11 protein-coding genes, 1 tRNA gene and 1 pseudogene are annotated in these 18,677 nt (G+C 72.9%); 6 read left to right on the forward strand and 7 right to left on the reverse strand.

Translation table 11 applies throughout. The features are described 5' to 3' along the window. Positions 1-167: 167 nt before the first annotated feature. From mfd to H297_RS0128250, 6 genes are all read right to left on the reverse strand, one after another. Entirely contained in the window at positions 168-3,791 is a 3,624-nt protein-coding gene (mfd, locus tag H297_RS0128225) for a transcription-repair coupling factor (RefSeq protein ID WP_027739785.1), read from the reverse strand. A 249-nt stretch (positions 3,792-4,040) separates the two neighbouring features. After that, positions 4,041-5,012 (reverse strand): hypothetical protein, encoded by a 972-nt coding sequence (locus H297_RS38860; RefSeq protein ID WP_037795643.1) that lies wholly within the window; start codon positions 5,010-5,012, stop codon positions 4,041-4,043. A 92-nt stretch (positions 5,013-5,104) separates the two neighbouring features. Further along, complete coding sequence (locus H297_RS0128235; protein ID WP_078514729.1) at positions 5,105-6,115, reverse strand: LCP family protein; 1,011 nt, start codon at positions 6,113-6,115, stop codon at positions 5,105-5,107. 200 nt (positions 6,116-6,315) lie between these two features. Next, positions 6,316-9,228: an SUKH-4 family immunity protein gene (locus H297_RS0128240; RefSeq protein ID WP_027739787.1), complete on the reverse strand. Its 2,913-nt coding sequence runs from the start codon at positions 9,226-9,228 to the stop codon at positions 6,316-6,318. A gap of 7 nt (positions 9,229-9,235) precedes the next feature. Beyond that, positions 9,236-10,216 carry an SMI1/KNR4 family protein gene (locus H297_RS0128245; protein WP_027739788.1) on the reverse strand — a complete coding sequence of 327 codons (981 nt, stop codon included), beginning with the start codon at positions 10,214-10,216 and terminating at the stop codon, positions 9,236-9,238. A gap of 79 nt (positions 10,217-10,295) precedes the next feature. After that, on the reverse strand, positions 10,296-11,126 hold the full coding sequence (locus tag H297_RS0128250) for a hypothetical protein (protein ID WP_027739789.1): 831 nt from the start codon (positions 11,124-11,126) through the stop codon (positions 10,296-10,298). A gap of 299 nt (positions 11,127-11,425) precedes the next feature. Between H297_RS0128250 and H297_RS0128255 the strand changes: the two genes are divergently transcribed. Further along, positions 11,426-12,022 carry a YwqJ-related putative deaminase gene (locus H297_RS0128255; RefSeq protein WP_037795676.1) on the forward strand — a complete coding sequence of 199 codons (597 nt, stop codon included), beginning with the start codon at positions 11,426-11,428 and terminating at the stop codon, positions 12,020-12,022. Continuing rightward, a pseudogene (locus H297_RS42180) lies at positions 12,019-12,579 on the forward strand (SUKH-3 domain-containing protein); the annotation flags it as partial. The gene H297_RS0128255 and the pseudogene H297_RS42180, both read left to right, overlap by 4 nt. A gap of 214 nt (positions 12,580-12,793) precedes the next feature. Here the strand turns inward: H297_RS42180 and H297_RS0128265 are convergent. Further along, positions 12,794-14,521, reverse strand: a complete 1,728-nt coding sequence (locus tag H297_RS0128265; protein ID WP_027739791.1) for a histidine kinase — start codon at positions 14,519-14,521, stop codon at positions 12,794-12,796. A gap of 180 nt (positions 14,522-14,701) precedes the next feature. Between H297_RS0128265 and H297_RS0128270 the strand changes: the two genes are divergently transcribed. From H297_RS0128270 to H297_RS0128285, 4 genes are all read left to right on the forward strand, one after another. Further along, positions 14,702-15,565: a hypothetical protein gene (locus tag H297_RS0128270; RefSeq protein WP_027739792.1), complete on the forward strand. Its 864-nt coding sequence runs from the start codon at positions 14,702-14,704 to the stop codon at positions 15,563-15,565. A 12-nt stretch (positions 15,566-15,577) separates the two neighbouring features. Then, positions 15,578-15,649: transfer RNA gene (locus tag H297_RS0128275), tRNA-Gln, on the forward strand. Positions 15,650-15,773: 124 nt separating this feature from the next. Then, positions 15,774-17,339, forward strand: coding sequence for a bifunctional UDP-N-acetylglucosamine diphosphorylase/glucosamine-1-phosphate N-acetyltransferase GlmU (gene glmU, locus H297_RS38870; protein ID WP_078514731.1), 1,566 nt, complete (start codon positions 15,774-15,776; stop codon positions 17,337-17,339). Between the two features lie 154 nt (positions 17,340-17,493). Next, on the forward strand, positions 17,494-18,471 hold the full coding sequence (locus H297_RS0128285) for a ribose-phosphate diphosphokinase (RefSeq protein ID WP_027739793.1): 978 nt from the start codon (positions 17,494-17,496) through the stop codon (positions 18,469-18,471). The last annotated feature ends 206 nt before the right edge of the window (positions 18,472-18,677 follow it).

Genomic DNA, 18,677 nt, shown 5'->3' on the forward strand with positions numbered 1-18,677 from the left:
AGCACGGGCGGCGGGGACGGGACCCGGGGCGCAAAGGACGGGAGCCGGAGCGGCGAGGCCGCCCGGGGCCACGTCGCTCCTGGCCGACGTTCCGGTCCGGCGCGGACCGCGGCGACCCGTCCGTCACCAGGTGTGCCGCGCCGGACCGCCTCGCGCATCAGCCGGTGTCACGCCCCCGGCACCGTCGTCAGGAACTCCCCCACCCAGGCGAGCAGGTCACGGCCGGTGAGGGGCTTGGAGCCGACGCCCGAGGGCTTCGGGCGGGGTACCAGGACCTGACGGGTGGTGGGCTTGACGACCGCGCCGGGGTAGACCCGCTTGAGCCGCAGCTCCTGGGACTCGCGCAGCTCCACGGGGGTGAAGCGCACGTTGTTGCCCTGGAGGGTGATGTCGGTGACGCCGACGGTGCGGGCGAGCATGCGCAGGCCCGCGACCAGCAGCAGATTCTCGACCGGCTCGGGCAGCGGCCCGTACCGGTCGGCGAGCTCCTCGCGGACCGCGGCGATGTCCTCCTCCGTGTTGGCGGACGCCAGCGCCCGGTACGCCTGGAGCCGCAGCCGCTCGCCCGGTGCGTAGTCGTGCGGCACATGCGCGTCGACCGGCAGCTCGATCCTGACCTCCGGCGGGGCCTCCTCGACGGGGCCCGCCTCGCCGGACTCCAGCGCGGCCCGGTAGTCCGCCACGGCCTCGCCGACCATCCGTACGTACAGGTCGAAGCCGACGCCCGCGATGTGCCCGGACTGCTCGCCGCCCAGCAGGTTGCCGGCGCCGCGGATCTCCAGGTCCTTCATCGCCACATACATGCCGGCGCCCATCTCGGTGTGCTGCGCGATGGTGGCCAGCCGCTCGTGCGCGGTCTCCGTCAGGGGCTTCTCCGGCGGGTACAGGAAGTAGGCGTACCCGCGGTCGCGGCCCCGCCCGACCCGGCCGCGCAACTGGTGCAGCTGGGAGAGGCCGAAGGTGTCGCCGCGCTCGACGATGAGGGTGTTGGCGTTGGAGATGTCGATGCCGTTCTCCACGATCGTCGTGGAGACCAGCACGTCGAACTTCTTCTCCCAGAAGTCGACCACCACCTGCTCCAGGGCCTGCTCGCTCATCTGCCCGTGCGCGGTGGCGATCCGGGCCTCCGGCACGATCTGCCGCAGCCGCGCCGCCGCCCGGTCGATGGACTCCACCCGGTTGTGGATGTAGAAGACCTGGCCCTCGCGCAGCAGCTCGCGGCGGATCGCCGCGCCGATCTGCTTGTCCTCGAACGGGCCGACGAAGGTGAGCACCGGGTGCCGTTCCTCCGGCGGCGTGGTGATCGTCGACATCTCGCGGATGCCGGTCACCGCCATCTCCAGGGTGCGCGGGATCGGCGTCGCCGACATCGTGAGCACATCGACGTTGGCACGCAGCTTCTTCAGCTGCTCCTTGTGCTCGACGCCGAAGCGCTGCTCCTCGTCGACGACGACCAGGCCCAGCTCCTTGAACTTCGTCTCCGAGGAGAACAGCCGGTGCGTGCCGATGACGATGTCCACGGTTCCGTCCCGCAGCCCGTCCAGGGTGGCCCGCGCCTCGGTGTCCGTCTGGAAGCGGGACAGCGCCCGTACGTTGACGGGGAACTGCCCGTACCGCTCGGTGAACGTGGAGAAGTGCTGCTGCACCAGCAGCGTCGTCGGGACGAGGACGGCGACCTGCTTGCCGTCCTGCACCGCCTTGAACGCGGCCCGCACCGCGATCTCCGTCTTGCCGTAGCCGACGTCGCCACAGATCAGCCGGTCCATCGGGACCGACTTCTCCATGTCCTCCTTGACCTCGCCGATCGTGGTGAGCTGGTCGGGCGTCTCGGCGTACGGGAAGGCGTCCTCCAGCTCCCGCTGCCAGGGGGAGTCCGCGCCGAACGCGTGTCCGGGCGCGGCCATCCGGGCGCTGTAGAGCTTGATCAGGTCGGCGGCGATCTCCTTGACCGCCTTCTTCGCGCGCGCCTTCGTCTTCGTCCAGTCCGCACCGCCCAGCCGGTGCAGGGTGGGCTGCTCCCCGCCCACGTACTTGGTGATCTGCTCCAGCTGGTCGGTCGGCACGAACAGCCGGTCGCCGGGCTGACCGCGCTTGGCCGGCGCGTACTCCACCAGCAGATACTCGCGGGTGGCGCCCTGCACCGTGCGCTGCACCATCTCGATGTAGCGGCCCACGCCGTGCTGCTCGTGCACGATGTAGTCGCCCGGCTGGAGCGTGAGCGGGTCGATCTGCTTACGGCGCCGCGCCGGCATCCGGGTGCCGTCCTTGCCGGCCGCCTTCTGGCCCGACAGATCCGTCTCCGTCAGCACCGCCAGCTTCAGCCCCGGCGCGAGGAACCCGTGGTCGAGGGAGCCGCACGCCACATGCACGATGTGCGGATCCAGCGCCGGCTCGGAGCCCTCCCCCGGACCTCGTTTGGAAGGTGCCTCCAGCCGCGCCGGCACCCCCTCGCCGCTGAGCACCTCGACCGTACGGGAGGCGGGGCCGTGCCCCTCGGTGACGTACACGCACCGCCAGCCCTCGGCCAGCCAGCCCTTGGTGTCGGCCAGCGCGCGGGCCGTGTCCCCCCGGTACGTCTCCGGGGCCTGCATGCCCAGCTTGAGGGTGTCCCCGTCCTGACCGTCCTGACCGTCCTGCCCGTCCGCCCGGTTCTCCTCCGCCCCGACATCGGCGGTGAACTGGCTGAGCGACCACCACATCATGCCGAGCTCGCCCGCGTGCTCCCGCACCTCGGCGATACCGCGCAGCGAGGCCGCGCCCACGTCGATGGGGGCCGCGCCGCCTTCGCCGTCACCGGTGCCGGCTGCCGCCGCCCACGACGCCTGGAGGAACTCCTGGCTGGTCGCCACCAGATCGGCCGCGCGCCTGCGGACCCGCTCCGGGTCGCACACCAGCGTCATGCTGCCCGCGGGAAGCACGTCCAGCAGCAGCTCCATGTCGTCCACCAGCACCGGCGCGAGGGACTCCATGCCCTCCACCGCGATCCCCTCGGCGATCTTGCCGAGCAGCTCGTGCAGCTCCGGATGGACCTCCATCAGCTCCGCCGCCCGCTCACGCACCTCGCGCGTCAGCAGCAGCTCGCGGCACGGCGGCGCCCACAGCCCGTGCTCGGCGATCTCCAGGGAACGCTGGTCGGCGACCTTGAAGTAGCGGATCTCCTCGACCTCGTCGCCCCAGAACTCCACCCGGACCGGGTGCTCCTCCGTCGGCGGGAAGACGTCCAGGATGCCGCCGCGCACCGCGAAGTCGCCGCGCTTCTCCACCAGCTCCACGCGCGTGTAGGCGGCGGCCACCAGCGCGTCGACGGTCTCCTCCAGATCGGCGCTGCGGCCCTGCGCGAGCGCCACCGGCACCAGGTCGCCCAGCCCCTTGACCTGCGGCTGGAGCACCGAGCGGATCGGGGCGACGACGACCTGGACCGGCCCGGTGACCGGGTCGTGCGGGTCCGGGTGCGCCAGCCGCCGCAGCACCGCCAGGCGGCGGCCCACCGTGTCGGACCGGGGGCTGAGCCGCTCGTGCGGCAGCGTCTCCCACGACGGGTACTCGACGACGCCCTCCTCGGGGAGGAGCGAGCGCAGCGCGGCCCCCAGATCCTCCGCCTCCCGGCCCGTCGCCGTCACGGCCAGCACCGGACGCTGCGCGGAGCGCGCCAGGGCGGCCACCGCGAAGGGGCGGGCCGCCGCGGGGCCCACCAGGTCGACGTGGGGGCGGTTCCCCTCCGCCGCGGTCCGGACCGCCTCCTGGAGGGCGGGGTCCTGGGTGACGGCGTCGAGCAGAACGTGCAGACTCATGAAGGCTTCGCTTTCCGCTTTCCGTCAGGTGAGGCGTGGCCAGGGCGTACGGGGCGCGCCGGGCCGTGCGGACCCGGGGTCGCGGACACGCCGAGCAACCCGACACGTGAGCGAGCCGGGCCCTTCCACCCTACGCCGCCCAGGTGACACACCCGCCCCGCCGCCGGAGCCGGCGGCCCCCTCCCGGCCTGTCCCGCGGCCCCCTCCGGCTCCCGGCAGCAACGGGTCCGGGCCCGCAGCCTGCGGCGCTCAGTCCTGGGCGGCGGCCGACTGCTGGGTGGGGACGGTGGCGGCCCCCTCCCCGGACCCGGCGGTTCCCGCGGGCCCCGCGGGATCGGCGTCCGCCTCGGGGGCCCGCCCCGTCAGCGCCGCGAGGGAGGAGCGCACGTGCGCCATGTGCTGCTTGAGCTCGTCGGCCCGCTCGGCGTGCTCCCGCAGCACGCGCTCGGTCTCCCGCGCGATGCCCTCCTCCTGCACCCGCGCCTGCGCCAGCAGCTCCTCGCCCTGCGCGACGGCGTCCTCCTGCCGGTGACGGGCCCACTCCTCGGCCTGGGCGTGCTGCCGCTTGGCGTCGGCCAGCGCCCGCTGCCCGCGTTCCTCCAGCTCGGCGGCGCGGGCCGTGAAGGCGGCGTCCTGCTGGGCGAGCTCCCGGTCGAGGGCCTCGGACTCGGCGGCCTGCTCCTTGTCCTGCTCGGCCAGCAGCGCGGCGCACCGGCGCGACATCTCGCGCAGCGCCTCGTCGGCCTCGCGGCGCACCTTGTCGGACTGGTCCCGGGCCTGGGAGCGCAGCTCGTCGGCGTGGTCCTGGGCGGTGTCGACGGTGCGGACCGCGGCGGCCTCGGCGTCGGCACGGCGGCGGGCGGCGGCCTCCCGGGCGGCGTCCCGCAGCGAGCGGGCCTCCTCCTCGGCGCGCTCGGTCAGCTCCTGCGCCTCGGCTTCGGCGGCGGCCCGCAGATCCGCCGCCTCCGACTCGGCGGTGCCCAGGAGCCCCTGGGCACGCGGGCCGAGGGCCTCGTAGGTCTGCGGGGGCAGTGCCGCGACGACGCCGTGCAGCCGCGTGAGTTCCTCGGCGGCCTCCTCCGCGAGCCGCGTGAGCTGCGCGGTGCGCTCCCGGGCGGCCTCGCGTTCCGCAGTCAGGTCGCTCACCCGGGCGTCGACCTGTTCGGGCCGGTACCCGCGGCCTCTGACGACACCGAAGCCGTGCGGCGACGACGCACTCATATCGAGCCCCTTATCTCGGCTGGTTCCGATCTGCGAAGCGATCCCGACGCTCACCGACGTCCACGGCGAGACCAGCCCGCCCCCAGGATGCGCTACTTCACCGGAGTTGCCGTAATCGGCACATCCCGGCGCATCTGATCAAAAAGTTCGCGTGACCCGGAAGGGTCCCATACGACGACGCTTCCGGCGCCCGACACGCTGAGCCCGGGGTTCCCCACCGGAACGGTCGTCGTACCGCCCTGGCCCCCCGTCAGCCCCCTGACCTCCCAGCCCATCCGTGTGAGTGACCCGATCGAACTCATCCGGTCGACGGTCACCGCGTCCAGAGCCGAACCGACGAACGGATAGAACCGGAACGGGTCGGCCACCGCACCGGCGCCCGTGCCCTCGCTCACGAGCGCGCTCAGCAACTGCCGCTGCCGCCGGACCCGGCCCAGGTCGCCCTCCGGATCGCTGTAGCGCGCCCTGACGAACGCCAGGGCCTGCTTCCCGTTCAGCGTCCGGCAGCCGGCGTCCAGATCGGCTCCCGCCTTCTCGTCGCGCAGCGGCTTGTCGAGGCAGAGCCGCACGCCGTCGAGGGCGTCGACCACCCGGGTGAAGCCGAGGAAGTCGACCTCCGCGTAGTGGTCGAGGCGCAGCCCGGTGGCCTGCTCGACGGTCTGGGTCAGCAGGTCGGCGCCGCCCAGCGCGTAGGCAGAGTTGATCTTTCCCTTGCCGTGGCCTGGCACGGTGACGTAGGAGTCGCGCGGAATGCTCACCAGGTACGGCCCCGCCGCACCGTAGTGCAGCACCATCAGCGTGTCCGTGTTGCGCTGCTCCCCGCCGCCGACGTGCAGCTTCCTGCGCTGCTCAGGGGTGAGGTCGGCACGGGTGTCCGAGCCGATGATCAGCCAGTTGGTGCCCTGGCCCCGCGGCGGCCGGTCCGGGTAGTCGGTCAGGGCCTCCGTCTGCCGCAGCCTCGTCCCGGCCCACAGGTACGTGGCGGACAGGGCCGCCGCCGCGACCAGCACCACGGCGAGCAGCACCAGGACCGTGACCCGAAGCCACCGGCGCCGTCGGCGCGGGCGGCCCGACCGGTAGAGGGTGCTGCTCTCCCCGTACATGGACCGAGAGTGCCCCGCCGGACGGTGCGCCGCGCGCCGTCGTGGTCCGTTGGGCGCAGAGCCGTCCCCCGCACGGCGACGGCAACCCGCCATGTGCCCGACAGAGCCGGCAGAGCGCGGGCCGCGCACCCCGGTCGGGGAACGCGGCCCGGTCGCGGGCGGGGCAGGCCCCGCCCGTTCTCAGCACAGCCCGTACCTCGTCAGAACAGGCCGTCCCACATCTGTTCGAGCAGGACCGACCACCAGTTCTCCGGCGACGCCAGCGCGGCCCCGTCCAGCGCGGCGAGCTGGGCCTGGAAGTCCACCGTCCACCGCCCGGCCTGCTCCGGCGTCAGCCCGTACCGCAGGCGCCACATCCGTCCCAGCATGGCCATGCAGCGCACGAACTCCGGCATCCCGGTGTTGACGAACTGCGGCTGCGAGGGCTGCCCGCCCGGGCCCGCCTCCAGCGGCACGGCCACGATGTTCGCCGTGCCGTACTGCACGCACAGCTGGCGACCGAAGTCCGTACCGACCACCAGATACGAACCCGCGTCCGAAGCGGCCTGCACGCCGCGCTCCTGGGCGAGCTCCGCCAGCGTGGGGATGGGCCGCCCGGGCTGGGCCTGGCCCCAGAAGAAGGGCCCCATGTCGAAGGGGACGCCCGCCCACACGAGCGTCTGCGCCACGATGTCGGGCACCCCCTGACGGGAGACGGCCCGCTGGTCGAAGCGGAAGACGCCCTGCGGGCCGAACGCCTGCATCAGCTCCTGCCCTATCGCGTCCGGCGGAATCGGCGGGGCGGGCGGAATCTGGCCCGGCGGCGGCAGCGGCACCGGGTTCGGGGCGGGCCGCGCGGGCCCGTCGGCGACCTGGTGCAGCTCGCCCTGGTGCTCGACCAGGTGCCGCATGCCCTGCTGCCGGGAAGCGTGGTCGGCGCCGTACGACGCGGTGTGGCTGACCCGCACCTGCGGCCACGTCTCCCGGATCATGCGGGCGCAGTAGCCGCCGGGCAGGTCGCACGGCTCCAGCTCGGTGTGGAGCTCCACCACCTGCTGCGGGGGAACGTTCATGCCCCGCAGCTCGTGCAGCAACTGCCACTCCGGGTGCGGGGTGCCCGGCGCGGACCGGCGGATCAACTGCTGCTCGGAGCCGTCGGGCGCGCGGTAGCGCAGCACCGCCATGTAGCCGGGCCCGACCGTCGGCTGGCCCGGCTGCGGCTGCGGGGCGCCCTGCGGGGGCGCGCCCGCGCCCGGCGCCATGCCCGGGGCGGGCGTCCCCGGAGGCGGGGTGCCGGGAGCGGGTACGCCGGGAGGCGGGGTGCCCGGGGCGCCGGGCGGTGCCCCCGGCGGGGGAGGCGTACCGGGCCCCGCGGCACCGGGGCCGACGGCGCCGGGCTGGGCGAGCATCGTCGCGGCCTGGTGGACGTCGCCGGACCCGGGAGCGCCCGCGCCGGTGTCGTTGCCCGGCCCCGGGGGCGGCGGGGTCGCGTCTTGCGGACCGTCGACCTTCGGCTGCCGGCCGCTCTGACTGATCTGCTCGGCGAGCGCATCGGCGGAGACCATCTGCGTCGGCACGTAGCCGCCTCCGGGCGCGCCCGGCGCGGAGGGCGGCGGGGTGGGCGGGCCACCCGAACGGGCACCGGGGGCACCGGGGGCGGGCGGCGGCGGAGGCACGGACGGGCCCGAACCACGCGAGGGCCGCGGCAGGGAGCCGCGCGGCGCCTTGCTGGTGGCAGCGTCGGCGATGTCCCTCGCGCCCGGTGCGCCCGGTGCGGAAGGGGCACCCGGCATCGACAGGCCCCCCTGGGAGGGGTCGGCCAGCATGGTCGCGGCCTGATGCACCCCGCCGCCACCGGTGCCGCCTGCCTCGTTCCCGGGGCCGGGCGGGTTGCCGTTCCCCGGGCCGTCGCCGGGGCCGTTGGCTGTACCGGTTCCGCTCCCGGGATCGGTTCCGTTCCCGGTTCCGGGTGCGTTGCCGCCGCCGGGCCCGCTCCCGGGACCGCCGGCTCCGTCTCCGGGCACGCTTCCGGGGCCGGAGACGCTCCCCGGGGTTCCGCCCGCGCCGGTGTCGTCGGTTCCGGGAGCCACGCCCTGCGGCGCCTGCCCGTGCGGCGGGGCGGACTGCGGACCCGGCGCCGGAGGCCGGCCGGGCGCGGGGACGGTTCCGGACGCCGGGGTGGAGCCGGGTGCGGGCGGGGCCGGTACCGGTGGTCGGCCAAGGGCCTGGCCGTGCGGCGGGGGCGGCGTCGGCCCCCCGGCCTGGTGGGATCCCGAGGCGGCGGGCCCGGCCGGGCTGCCGCCCGTGCCGTCGGGCGCGTCGATCGCGGGCGCGACAGCCGTCCTGGGCAGGGCGCTGCCCTCGGGCAGCAGGGCGGTCGGCGCCTCCGAACCCGGGGGCGGGGGCGGGGTCTCGTCCCCGTCGTCGACCATCAGCGGCGGCGCGAACACGGTCGCGGGCGGTGCCTGGGCCTCGCCGCTTCCCGCCCCACCGGTGTCGGCGCCGTCCCAGGGGCTGGCTCCGGCCGGGGTGGCGGCCGAGCCGGCGTCCTGGGAGCCCCCACGGTCCTGGGCGCCCGCCGTACCGGGAGCGGCGGGCCACCCGGAGGCGTCCTGCCCCCCGGCCGCACCGGACCCCGCGGACGCGCCGACCGCGCCGACCGCACCGACCCCGTCAGCGGCACCCGCGCCGCCCGGAGCACCGGTGTCACTTGCCGGATGCCCGGCGCCCGCCCCGGATGCCGCATCCGCACGCCGGTCCGGAATGCCCATCTTGTCGGCCGCTTCCTGGAGCCACTCCGGCGGCGTCAGCAGGAACGAGGTGGCCTCCAGGTCGAGCCGCTGCTGAGAGGCGGCCGGGGCTGCGTACGGCTCCTCGGTGCCGTACTCCTCCTCGTAGCGGCGGATGACCTCGCCCACCGGCAGACCGGGCCACAGGGTGGTCTCGCCGCTGTCCCGGGCGATCACCAGCCGCACGTTGCCGCCGTCGGAGACCGGACCGGCCTCGCGGTCCTCGGCCCAGGCGACGAAGCCGAGATCGAACTCGCGGACCCGCACCTCGCGGTGCTGGTATCCGGGCACGTCACCGTTGACCCAGCGCTCGGCGCGCTCCTGGGCCTGCGCGAAGGTCACCATCGCGCTCTCACCCCTCCACCGGGACGGCGCGGGCGAAGCCGCCGTCCACCATCAGATTGGCCACCGTTTCCAGTTCCGGCGGGTTACCCGCCAGCCGGAGCAGGAACGCGTCGAAGTCGGCGCCGCACGGCCGCAGCAGCGTCTCGACCCGCTCCTGCACCGAGAGGCCGTCGGCGTCCCGGGCGTCGTCGTAGGCGCAGAACCACACCGAGCCCGGCGCCTCGCCCTTCACCTTGAGGGCGATCAGCCCGCCCTGGACGAAGCCGACACCGAGGTAGTCCTTGGTGAGGTGGTCACGCAGGCACTTGTTGATGTAGACGAGGTCGTTGACGGCCGCGTCGTCGCGCACCGTGAAGAACGGCTGGTCCACCAGCAGGCCCAACTCGGCGTCGAGCGCGACGCCCTCCGGCGCGCAGCCGCCGGCCGCCTTGAGGAATGTGCGGTAGGCGCCGGGCAGCCGGTAGCCGAGCCGCTCCTCCACGTCCGTGACCTGCCGCTCGCTCACCGACGGTTCGGGCCCGTGCACCACGGCGAAGTGCGCGGGACGGGTCTCCTGGAGCGGGCGCGTACCGGTCTTGCCGTGGTCGACCGCCGCCGTCGCCAGCCCGCTGTGGTGCCGCAGCAGCGCCTTGACCTCGACCGGGATCAGCTCCATACGCCGGCTGTGCGCCACGTGGTGCCACGTCCAGCCGTGCGGCGTCGCCACCGCAGGCAGGTCCGCCCACAGCTCGTGCCGCTCCGCGTGCAGCGCCGCGTTGGCCGACACGTAGTCCGTCAGCCGCAGCTCGTCGCCGCCGAAGCCGTCCGGGGGCTCGGCGATCTCGGCCGCCGCACGGGCATAGGCGGAGAAGTCCGGAAAACCGCCCGCATCGACCCGCACGCCCTGCGGGTGACGGGCCGCCCGGACGGGATCCGGGAAGTTCACGACCTGCCCGGCGTACGCCCGGTTCGGTGGCGCGGCGGCTTGTCCGAGCCGACCTGTCGTCATGGCGTTGGCCCCCTGCTGCTTTCGGCTGGTACCGAACAGCCTATGCGGTACGGCAACAGGCAGACACCGCCCCTCGGGCTCACCCCCGCGCGGCCGCCTCCAGCTTGGCCACCTGCTTGTCCACGACCGGCTTCGGCTCCTCGACCTGCTTGCCCGACAGCGAGCTGGACATGAAGCTCATGGTGTTGGCACCGGACCGGACGACAGTCACCACGACTCCGGCCTTCCGCCCTTCGGAGTTCTTCAGGGCGAACTGGACGGAATCGTCCCCGCGTCCGGGCGACGGCCGCGACTCGACGGTCACCTTTTCGCTCTTTCCGCCCTTGCCGTCCTCGGGCCCGACGATCTGCTTGCACGAGCCCGCCGCGCTCTTCACGTCCTTGACGAACGTGGTCGCATCGTCCCCCTCGTAGGCCGCGAGGAGCACCTGGTGCACCGTGCTCTGGGTGTTGAACTGGCCCTTCTTGCCCTTGAGGAGACCCTCCGCCGCCCAGTCCGAACGCTTCTGCCGCGAGTCCGCACTGAAGATGTCCACCAGCGGCCTGCACTGCGCACTCGTCCGCGGAGTGTTCTTGTCGTCCCCCTCCAGCGCGTCCTTGGTCGGATGCACCTGGTACCCCGCCACCTCCTTGCCGGTGACCAGAGCGGAGCGCAACTCCTTCTCGGACAACGGCTTCGCCGACGCCCCGGAGCCCCCCTTGCCGTCGTCCCCGCCGTCACCGTTCTTCCCGGACCCCTTGTCCTGGCCCTGTTTGCCGTCCTCGCTGCTCGCGCCCTTTCCGCCGCCGTCCCCGCCGTCACCACCGCCGCAGGCCGCGAGCGGCAGCAGCAGCGCGGGTACCGCGACGACGGCCGCGAGCGTACGGCGCACCGGACGACGTCCCCGGCCGCGCCCCTTCATGCCTGTCATCGGCCCTCCTCTTCCCTTCCCCGTCCTCCGGTCGTCCGGATTCCTTACCCCCCGCCCTCCGGAACGGCGGCCATCATCCGCTGCCGCCCCGAAGGGTCACAAGGGCATGACGCGCACGGGGGACTGATCGACTCGACGGCCACACGGCATACTTGGGCGAGCCCCCTGCACTTAAGGGGACACTCGGGGAGGAAGCTCCATTGCACACCGCACAACAGGCGCACACACCGCAGGCGCTGCCCGGCGACCAGGCAGCGCCCCGCATGCAGGCACAGCCCGGCATGCAAGCCGCCCCCGGCATGCCGGCGTCCGGCAGCACCGAGCACCCGGCGGGCGACCCCCGCATCGGCTGGACCAACGCCGCCGACTCCCTCACCGCCACCGCACCCGTACTCCGTCAGCGCCGCGACGGCATCCTGCCCGCGGTGGCCGCCGCCCTCTCCATCCGCGGCGAGACCCTCACCTGCACCGGCAGCAAAGGCGAACGCCCGCCCACCCACCACCCGCTTGTGCAGGACTTCCTCGACACCCTCACCACCGAACGCCGCTCCCGCACCACCGGCCGCTGCCCCGAAGCGGTCCTCCTGTCGCGCTACCTGACGTCCACCGAGGCCGCCCGCGCCGCCAAACGCGGCGCCCGCAAACCCGCCCGCAACGGCAAGGCACAGACCCCCGCCAAGGCCACCAGGTCCCCGCGCGCCGCCAAACCCCCCAAACCGCTCACCCTCAGCGAGGCCAAGCGCGCCCTCAAACACGCCAAACTCACCGCACGCCGCATCCGCGAGGACGGCGACCCGCTGCACGGCACCTACGTACCGCCCTGCCGCTCCTGCGCGCCCCTGCTGGCCCACTTCGGCGTACGGGCCGTCGACCCGGCACAGGAGCACGACCGGTGACCACGCGCTTCCCCGTCGCCGTCGACGACCCCCTGCGCAACGCCGGGTGGAAACCCGGACGCTGGGACATCCGACAGGCCGAACAGTGGGCCGACACCCTGCGCGGGCACGTCTCCCCCGGCGGCCACCGGCACGCGGTCCTCCCCGCCGCGGTCGAGGTGTGGGCCGAATTCGGCACCCTGCACATCGCCCCCACCGGACCCGGGCGTCACATCGCACCCGCCCACATCCACATCGACCCCCTCGCGGGGCTGCACGCGGCCCGCACCTTCAACGACCTCGGACGCGCCCTGGGCACCCAGGTGTGCCCGATCGGCGCCGAGAGCGAATGCGGGGAGTACGGGGGACACCGGGACCATGGCGAGTACGGCGCTTACGGGGAGTACGGGCAGTACGGCGCATACGACGGGGCCGCCGGAACGGGAGCCCTGCTCGCCATCGACGCCCAACACCGCGTCTACAGCCTCGACGCCACCGGCGACTGGTACCTGGGCGCGGACTTCGACTCCGCCCTCTCCGCACTGCTGATGGGCCTCGTCCCCGCCAAACTCAGCGCCGGCACCCCACCACCGGCCGCCGCCGCGGATCCGTCCCCGCCCACGGGACGGGCGAGCACCGGCACCCCGCCCCCAGCGCAGGACGAACAGGAACACACCGCCCCCGCAGAAGAGGAGCACAGCACCCCCGGGGAAGAGGACCGGACAGTTCCGCTCGGCGTCGAGAAGCTCACCCTCGACGCCACCACCGGCAACGGGCACTCCCCCGCCGGATTCACGACCGCACGTACGGAATGATCGCCGACACCCGGAAACCGCCCGCGTCCGTCGGCCCCGACACGAAACCGCCGCCCAACGCCATGACGCGCTCCCGCATGCCCACCAGCCCGTTGCCGCCGCTGGGCAACCCCGCGTCGGCCGCGCCGTCCACCGCGGGCTCGTTCTCCACCTGCAACGCCACCTCCGCCTCCCGGTGCGCCACCCGAACCCGGGTGGCCGCGCCCGCGGCGTGCTTGTGGACGTTGGTCAGCGCCTCCTGCACCACCCGGTAGGCCGTCTGCTCCACCGCGTGCGGGCACGCGTCGCCCAGGCTCCCCTCGACACTCAGTTCGACCGCCATACCGGCGGCGCGCGACTGCCCCACCAACGTGTCCAGGTGCGCGAGCGAGGGGGCCGCAGCCCCGGCCTCCTCCCGGCCGCCGGTCCCGCCGCCGCCACCGGCACCCTCCCGCGCCACGGCCGGCGCCCCGTCCGGCGCGGCCGTCCTCTCCCGGTCCGCACGCTTCCCGTCCACACGCGCTGCGGCCAGACGCTCTGCCGCCGCCGACACGGATCCCCCAGGCCGCGAGGGAGCCTCCGTGGCACCCGCGGGCACGCCCTCGCCGGGCACACCTGCCCCCGCCGGCGCGCCGTCGGCCCCTCCGCCATCGGGCGCCTCACCGCTCACCCCGCTGGAGGCCGCACCGTCGAACGGCCCCCCGGAGGGGCCTCCACTCGTGCGGGAGGCGGCGACCATGGGAACCCGACCGGCCCCGTCGACCACGCCGTTCCCGTCGACCAAGCCGTCCCCGTCGACCGCACCGGCCTCGACCGGCTCGTCGGCCACCCCCGCTGCGGCTCCGGCCCCCTCGGCCTGCCCGGTCCGCCCGGCCTGCCCACCCGTCCCGCTCTTCCCACCCTTCTCCGGGTCACCGGAGCGCAGCACGCCCAGCATCGTGCGCAGCTCGTCGAGAGCCTGCCGCCCCATGTCGCCCACCAGCGCCGCGTTCCTGGCCGCCTTCTCCGGATTCTTGACCGCCACCGCCTGCAACGCGGCCGCGTGCACCACCATCAGACTCACCCGGTGCGCCACCACGTCGTGCATGTCGCGGGCGATCCGCGTGCGCTCCTCGTTGCGCGCCCACTCCGCGCGCTCCTCCGCCCGGTCGGCCAGCAGCGACAACTCGCGCTCCAGGCCGTCCGCGCGCTCCCGCAGCGACTCCACCAACCGCCGCCGCGCCCCCACGTAGAGGCCCAGCAGCACCGGCGGAGCCGACGCACCGATCGACATCAGGACGGCGGCCACCGGCACGAACCAGGACGAGGGATTGAAATCCGGATCCTGACCGATGTTCTGCTCCAGCCGGAAGGTGGTCATCGCCAGCACGCCCAGCGCGGTCATCGAGGCCAGCAGACCGGTGATCCGCCGCGGCACCTCCGTCGCGGCGAGCGTGTAGAGGCCGACGACACTGAGAAAGGTCCCCATGTCGGCAGGTATGACAGCGATGGCGACCAGGACGACGGCTATCGGCCAGCGCCGGCGCAGCACCAGCGTCGCCCCGGCGACGACCCCCAGCAGGACCGCCGCGGGACCCGGGATGCCCGTCTCGTGCGCGAAGCTCTGCCCCTGGATCGCGCACTCCACCGCGGAGCCCGCCGCCAGGGCGATGTCGAGGACCGCACTTCGTGGCCGTTCCCACCACCACGGCCCGCCCCGGGCACGGTTCTCCCCCGTCTCGGTCATACCGACCACCCTACGACCCGCCCACCACCCGTTTTCCGGTCGAACCCCGGAAGCTTCCGTTCCGGACGACCGTCCGCAACCGGACCATTTCGCAATCGAACAAAAAGTAATGCACTCGAACGAATGAAGGGAACGCGCTTTCGTCGCCTACAGGCCGGAGCACCCTCAAGACTCACCCACATGACACCTCCGCACGACGCCTACGAACACCTCCGCGAACAAGCCGTCGCCCTCCGCCGCGAGGGGCTCAGCCGGCGCCGGATCCGGGACCGCCTCAAGGTCTCCAACAACGACCTCCTCAACCGCCTCGTCCAGGGCGAACCCCCACCCCCCTGGACGCGCCGCCCCAACGCCAAGGACGACCTGCGCGCACGCGCCCGCGAGCTGCGCCGCCGAGGCTGGACGTACGACCGGATCGAACTGGAGCTGGGAGTCTCGCGCAGCTCGGTCTCGCTGTGGGTGCGGGATCTGCCCCGTCCACCGCGACGCACCCCGGAGGAGGCCTCCGCCATCGCCCGTCGCGGCTGGGAGCGCACGCTCGCCCTGCGGGAGGAAGGGCGCCGACGCACCAAGACTGCCGCCGCGGCGGAGATCGGCACCCTGTCGGACCGAGAGCTGTTCCTCATCGGGGTGGGGCTGTACTGGGCGGAGGGAAACAAGAGCAAGCCGTACCGCCGGGCAGAGAGCGTCGTATTCGTGAACAGCGACGCCGACATGATCCGGCTCTACCTGGCCTGGCTCCGCCTGCTGGGTGTCGAGAAGGAACGACTGCGCTTCAAGCTGATGATCCACGAGTCCGCGGACGTCTCCGGCGCGGAGCGCTATTGGGCCGAACTCGTCGAGGCAGGCCCGGAGTCGTTCGACAAGACGGCACTGAAGAAGCACAACCCCAAGACCGTCCGGAAGAATGTCGGTGACACCTACCGGGGCTGCCTCGTCGTCCGCGTCCGGCAAGGTGCCGACCTGTACCGTCGCATCGAGGGCTGGTGGTACGGCATAGTGTGGGGGGTCGACTCGGCACCCAAGCCAGGGTGTCCGAATTAGACCGGTATGCTATCCCCCGTGGTGTAATGGGCAACACTGCTCACTTTGGATGAGTTATTCCAGGTTCGAGTCCTGGCGGGGGAGCTCACGGCGCACGCAGTCCGCGTTCGACTCCTCTCCCGGGGCGGACGGCGGCCATCCCTCCCTTCGGCCGACCCCCCGGTATCCTGCGGGGCAGCACCCACCCCCGAAGCCGAAGGGCACCCCCGTGAGCGTCATTCGCCCGGCAGCCGTCGTCGTTCTCGCAGCGGGTGAGGGCACCCGCATGAAGTCGGCGACACCGAAGGTTCTGCACGAGATCTGCGGCCGCTCCCTGGTCGGCCATGTGGTGAGCGCCGCGCAGGCGTTGGAGCCGCGGGACCTGGTCGTGGTCGTGGGGCACGCCCGCGAGCAGGTGACGGCGCATCTGGCGCAGCTGGACGCCCAGGTCCGGACCGCTGTGCAGTACGAGCAGAACGGCACGGGTCATGCCGTGCGGATGGCACTGGCGGAGCTGGCAGAGGAGGACCTTGCGGGCACGGTCATCGTGACGTGCGGCGACACTCCGCTGCTGTCGGGTGACACGCTCCGGCAGCTCGCCGAGACGCACACCTCGGACGGCAACGCGGTCACGGTGCTGACGGCGCAGGTGCCGGATGCGACGGGGTACGGGCGGATCGTGCGGGATGCGGCCGACGGTGCGGTCACCGCGATCGTGGAGCACAAGGACGCGACGGAGCAGCAGCGCGGGATCGGCGAGATCAATTCGGGGGTGTTCGCGTTCGACGGGCGTCTGCTGGCGGAGGCGCTGGGGAAGGTCCGTACGGACAACAGTCAGGGTGAGGAGTATCTGACGGATGTGCTCGGGATCCTGCGTGCGGAGGGTCACCGGGTGGGGGCTTGTGTGGCGGGGGACCACCGGGAGATCGCGGGGATCAACAACCGGGTGCAGTTGGCCGAGGCCCGCCGGATGCTGAACGGCAAGCTGGTGGAGGAGGCCATGCTGGCGGGGGTGACGGTGGTGGATCCGGCGACGACGTGGTTGGACGTGGGGGTGACGTACGAGCCGGATGCGACGGTGCTGCCGGGTACGCAGTTGCTGGGTGCGACGCATCTGGGCGCGGGGTGCGAGGTGGGTCCGAATGCGCGGTTGTCCGGTACCCGGGTGGGTGCGGGGGCGACGGTGAGCAACACGGTTTCGGAGGGTGCGGAGATCGGCGAGGCCGCCTCGGTCGGCCCGTACACGTATCTGCGTCCGGGTACCCGGCTGGGCCGGAAGGTGAAGGCCGGCAGTTATGTGGAGATGAAGAACGCGGTGCTGGGGGAGGGCACGAAGGTGCCGCATCTGTCGTATGTGGGGGATGCGGAGATCGGTGAGCAGAGCAACATCGGTGCGGCGAGCGTGTTCGTCAATTACGACGGTGAGAACAAGCACAGGACGACGGTCGGCTCGCACTGCCGGATGGGGGCGGACAACATGTATGTGGCTCCTGTCACGGTGGGGGACGGTGCCTACAGTGCGGCGGGTTCGGTGATCACCAAGGATGTGCCGCCGGGTTCGCTGGCGGTGGCGCGGGGGCAGCAGCGCAACATCGAGGGCTGGGTGGCCCGTAAGCGCCCTGGTAGTGCAGCCGCGCTGGCCGCCGAGGCGGCGCAGGCCGCGGACGGGGCGGGTGCGGCTGCGGAGGGTTCTGCCGCCGGGCCGGCGGCGGGTGCGTCGCGGGGTCAGGGATCGTCCGGATCGGCCCGTTCGGCGCAGGCTTCGGCGGGGCAGGTTCCGGCGGAGGACGGTTAAGACCGGGTATCCGGTTGTATGACGTGGGGCGTACGGTTATGGGGAGCCTGACTGGCCATGCGGCCGAAAACCGACGCCGCCGCCCCCGCCAAACCGACGCCGCCAGCCCCCCACTGAGCCGCCGCGCGGCGCACCACACAGGGAGACAACAGCAGTGACCGGGATCAAGACGACCGGCGAGAAGAAACTGATGCTCTTCTCCGGCCGCGCCCACCCCGAACTCGCCGAGGAAGTCGCCAAGCACCTCGGCATCGGCGTGGTCCCGACCAAGGCTTTCGACTTCGCGAACGGTGAGATCTACGTTCGCTTCCAGGAGTCCGCGCGCGGTGCCGACTGCTTCTTGATGCAGAGCCACACGGCTCCGATCAACAAGTGGATCGTCGAGCAGCTCATCATGATCGACGCGCTGAAGCGGGCTTCCGCGCGGAGCATCACGGTGATCGTGCCGTTCTACGGCTATGCGCGGCAGGACAAGAAGCACCGTGGCCGTGAGCCGATCTCGGCGCGGCTGATGGCGGATCTGTTCCGTACGGCAGGTGCGGACCGCATCCTGACGGTGGACCTGCACACGGATCAGATCCAGGGCTTCTTCGACGGCCCGGTCGACCACCTGTTCGCGCTGCCGTTGCTGGCGGACTACGTGGGGGCGAAGACGGACCGCTCGAAGCTGACGGTGGTCTCACCGGACGCGGGCCGGGTGCGGGTCGCCGACCGCTGGGCGGACCGGCTGGGTGCGCCGCTGGCGATCGTGCACAAGCGCCGGGACCCGGATGTGGCGAATCAGGTGACCGTCCACGAGGTGGTCGGTGATGTGGAGGGCCGGGTCTGCGTCCTGGTCGACGACATGATCGATACGGGTGGCACGATCTGTGCGGCGGCGGATGCGCTGTTCGCCAACGGTGCGGAGGACGTCATCGTGACGGCGACGCACGGTGTGCTGTCAGGCCCGGCCGCCGACCGGCTGAAGAACTCGAAGGTGAGCGAGTTCGTCTTCACGAACACGCTGCCGACGCCGGGTGAGCTGGAGCTCGACAAGATCACGGTGCTGTCGATGGCGCCGACGATCGCCCGCGCGGTGCGTGAGGTGTTCGAGGACGGCTCGGTGACCAGCCTCTTCGACGAGCAGGCGTAGCGGTTCACCGCCGACGTCCTCGGGTGACTGATCGATTTTTGGCCGGCCTCTCTTGCCGCGTAGACTCTGCGAGTCGCTCGGCGAGGGAGGCCGGTCCGTTTCGTGGACGGTTCACGGGCTCCGTTATCGACGCGCGCTCTTCGTAGCAGGTCCGTCGGGACCGAGTGGCACATGAATGTCCGTTTTACGTTGCCTACGAGGAGCGC

This window comes from Streptomyces sp. CNT360 (genome assembly GCF_000424785.1).

Excerpts from the sequence above, each read along its gene's own strand:
- mfd (WP_027739785.1), bottom strand. The coding sequence starts at position 3,791 with ATGAGTCTGCACGTTCTGCTCGACGCCGTCACCCAGGACCCCGCCCTC.
- H297_RS38860 (WP_037795643.1), bottom strand. The coding sequence starts at position 5,012 with ATGAGTGCGTCGTCGCCGCACGGCTTCGGTGTCGTCAGAGGCCGCGGG.
- H297_RS0128235 (WP_078514729.1), bottom strand. The coding sequence starts at position 6,115 with ATGTACGGGGAGAGCAGCACCCTCTACCGGTCGGGCCGCCCGCGCCGA.
- H297_RS0128240 (WP_027739787.1), bottom strand. The coding sequence starts at position 9,228 with ATGGTGACCTTCGCGCAGGCCCAGGAGCGCGCCGAGCGCTGGGTCAAC.
- H297_RS0128245 (WP_027739788.1), bottom strand. The coding sequence starts at position 10,216 with ATGACGACAGGTCGGCTCGGACAAGCCGCCGCGCCACCGAACCGGGCG.
- H297_RS0128250 (WP_027739789.1), bottom strand. The coding sequence starts at position 11,126 with ATGACAGGCATGAAGGGGCGCGGCCGGGGACGTCGTCCGGTGCGCCGT.
- H297_RS0128255 (WP_037795676.1), top strand. The coding sequence starts at position 11,426 with ATGCCGGCGTCCGGCAGCACCGAGCACCCGGCGGGCGACCCCCGCATC.
- H297_RS0128265 (WP_027739791.1), bottom strand. The coding sequence starts at position 14,521 with ATGACCGAGACGGGGGAGAACCGTGCCCGGGGCGGGCCGTGGTGGTGG.
- H297_RS0128270 (WP_027739792.1), top strand. The coding sequence starts at position 14,702 with ATGACACCTCCGCACGACGCCTACGAACACCTCCGCGAACAAGCCGTC.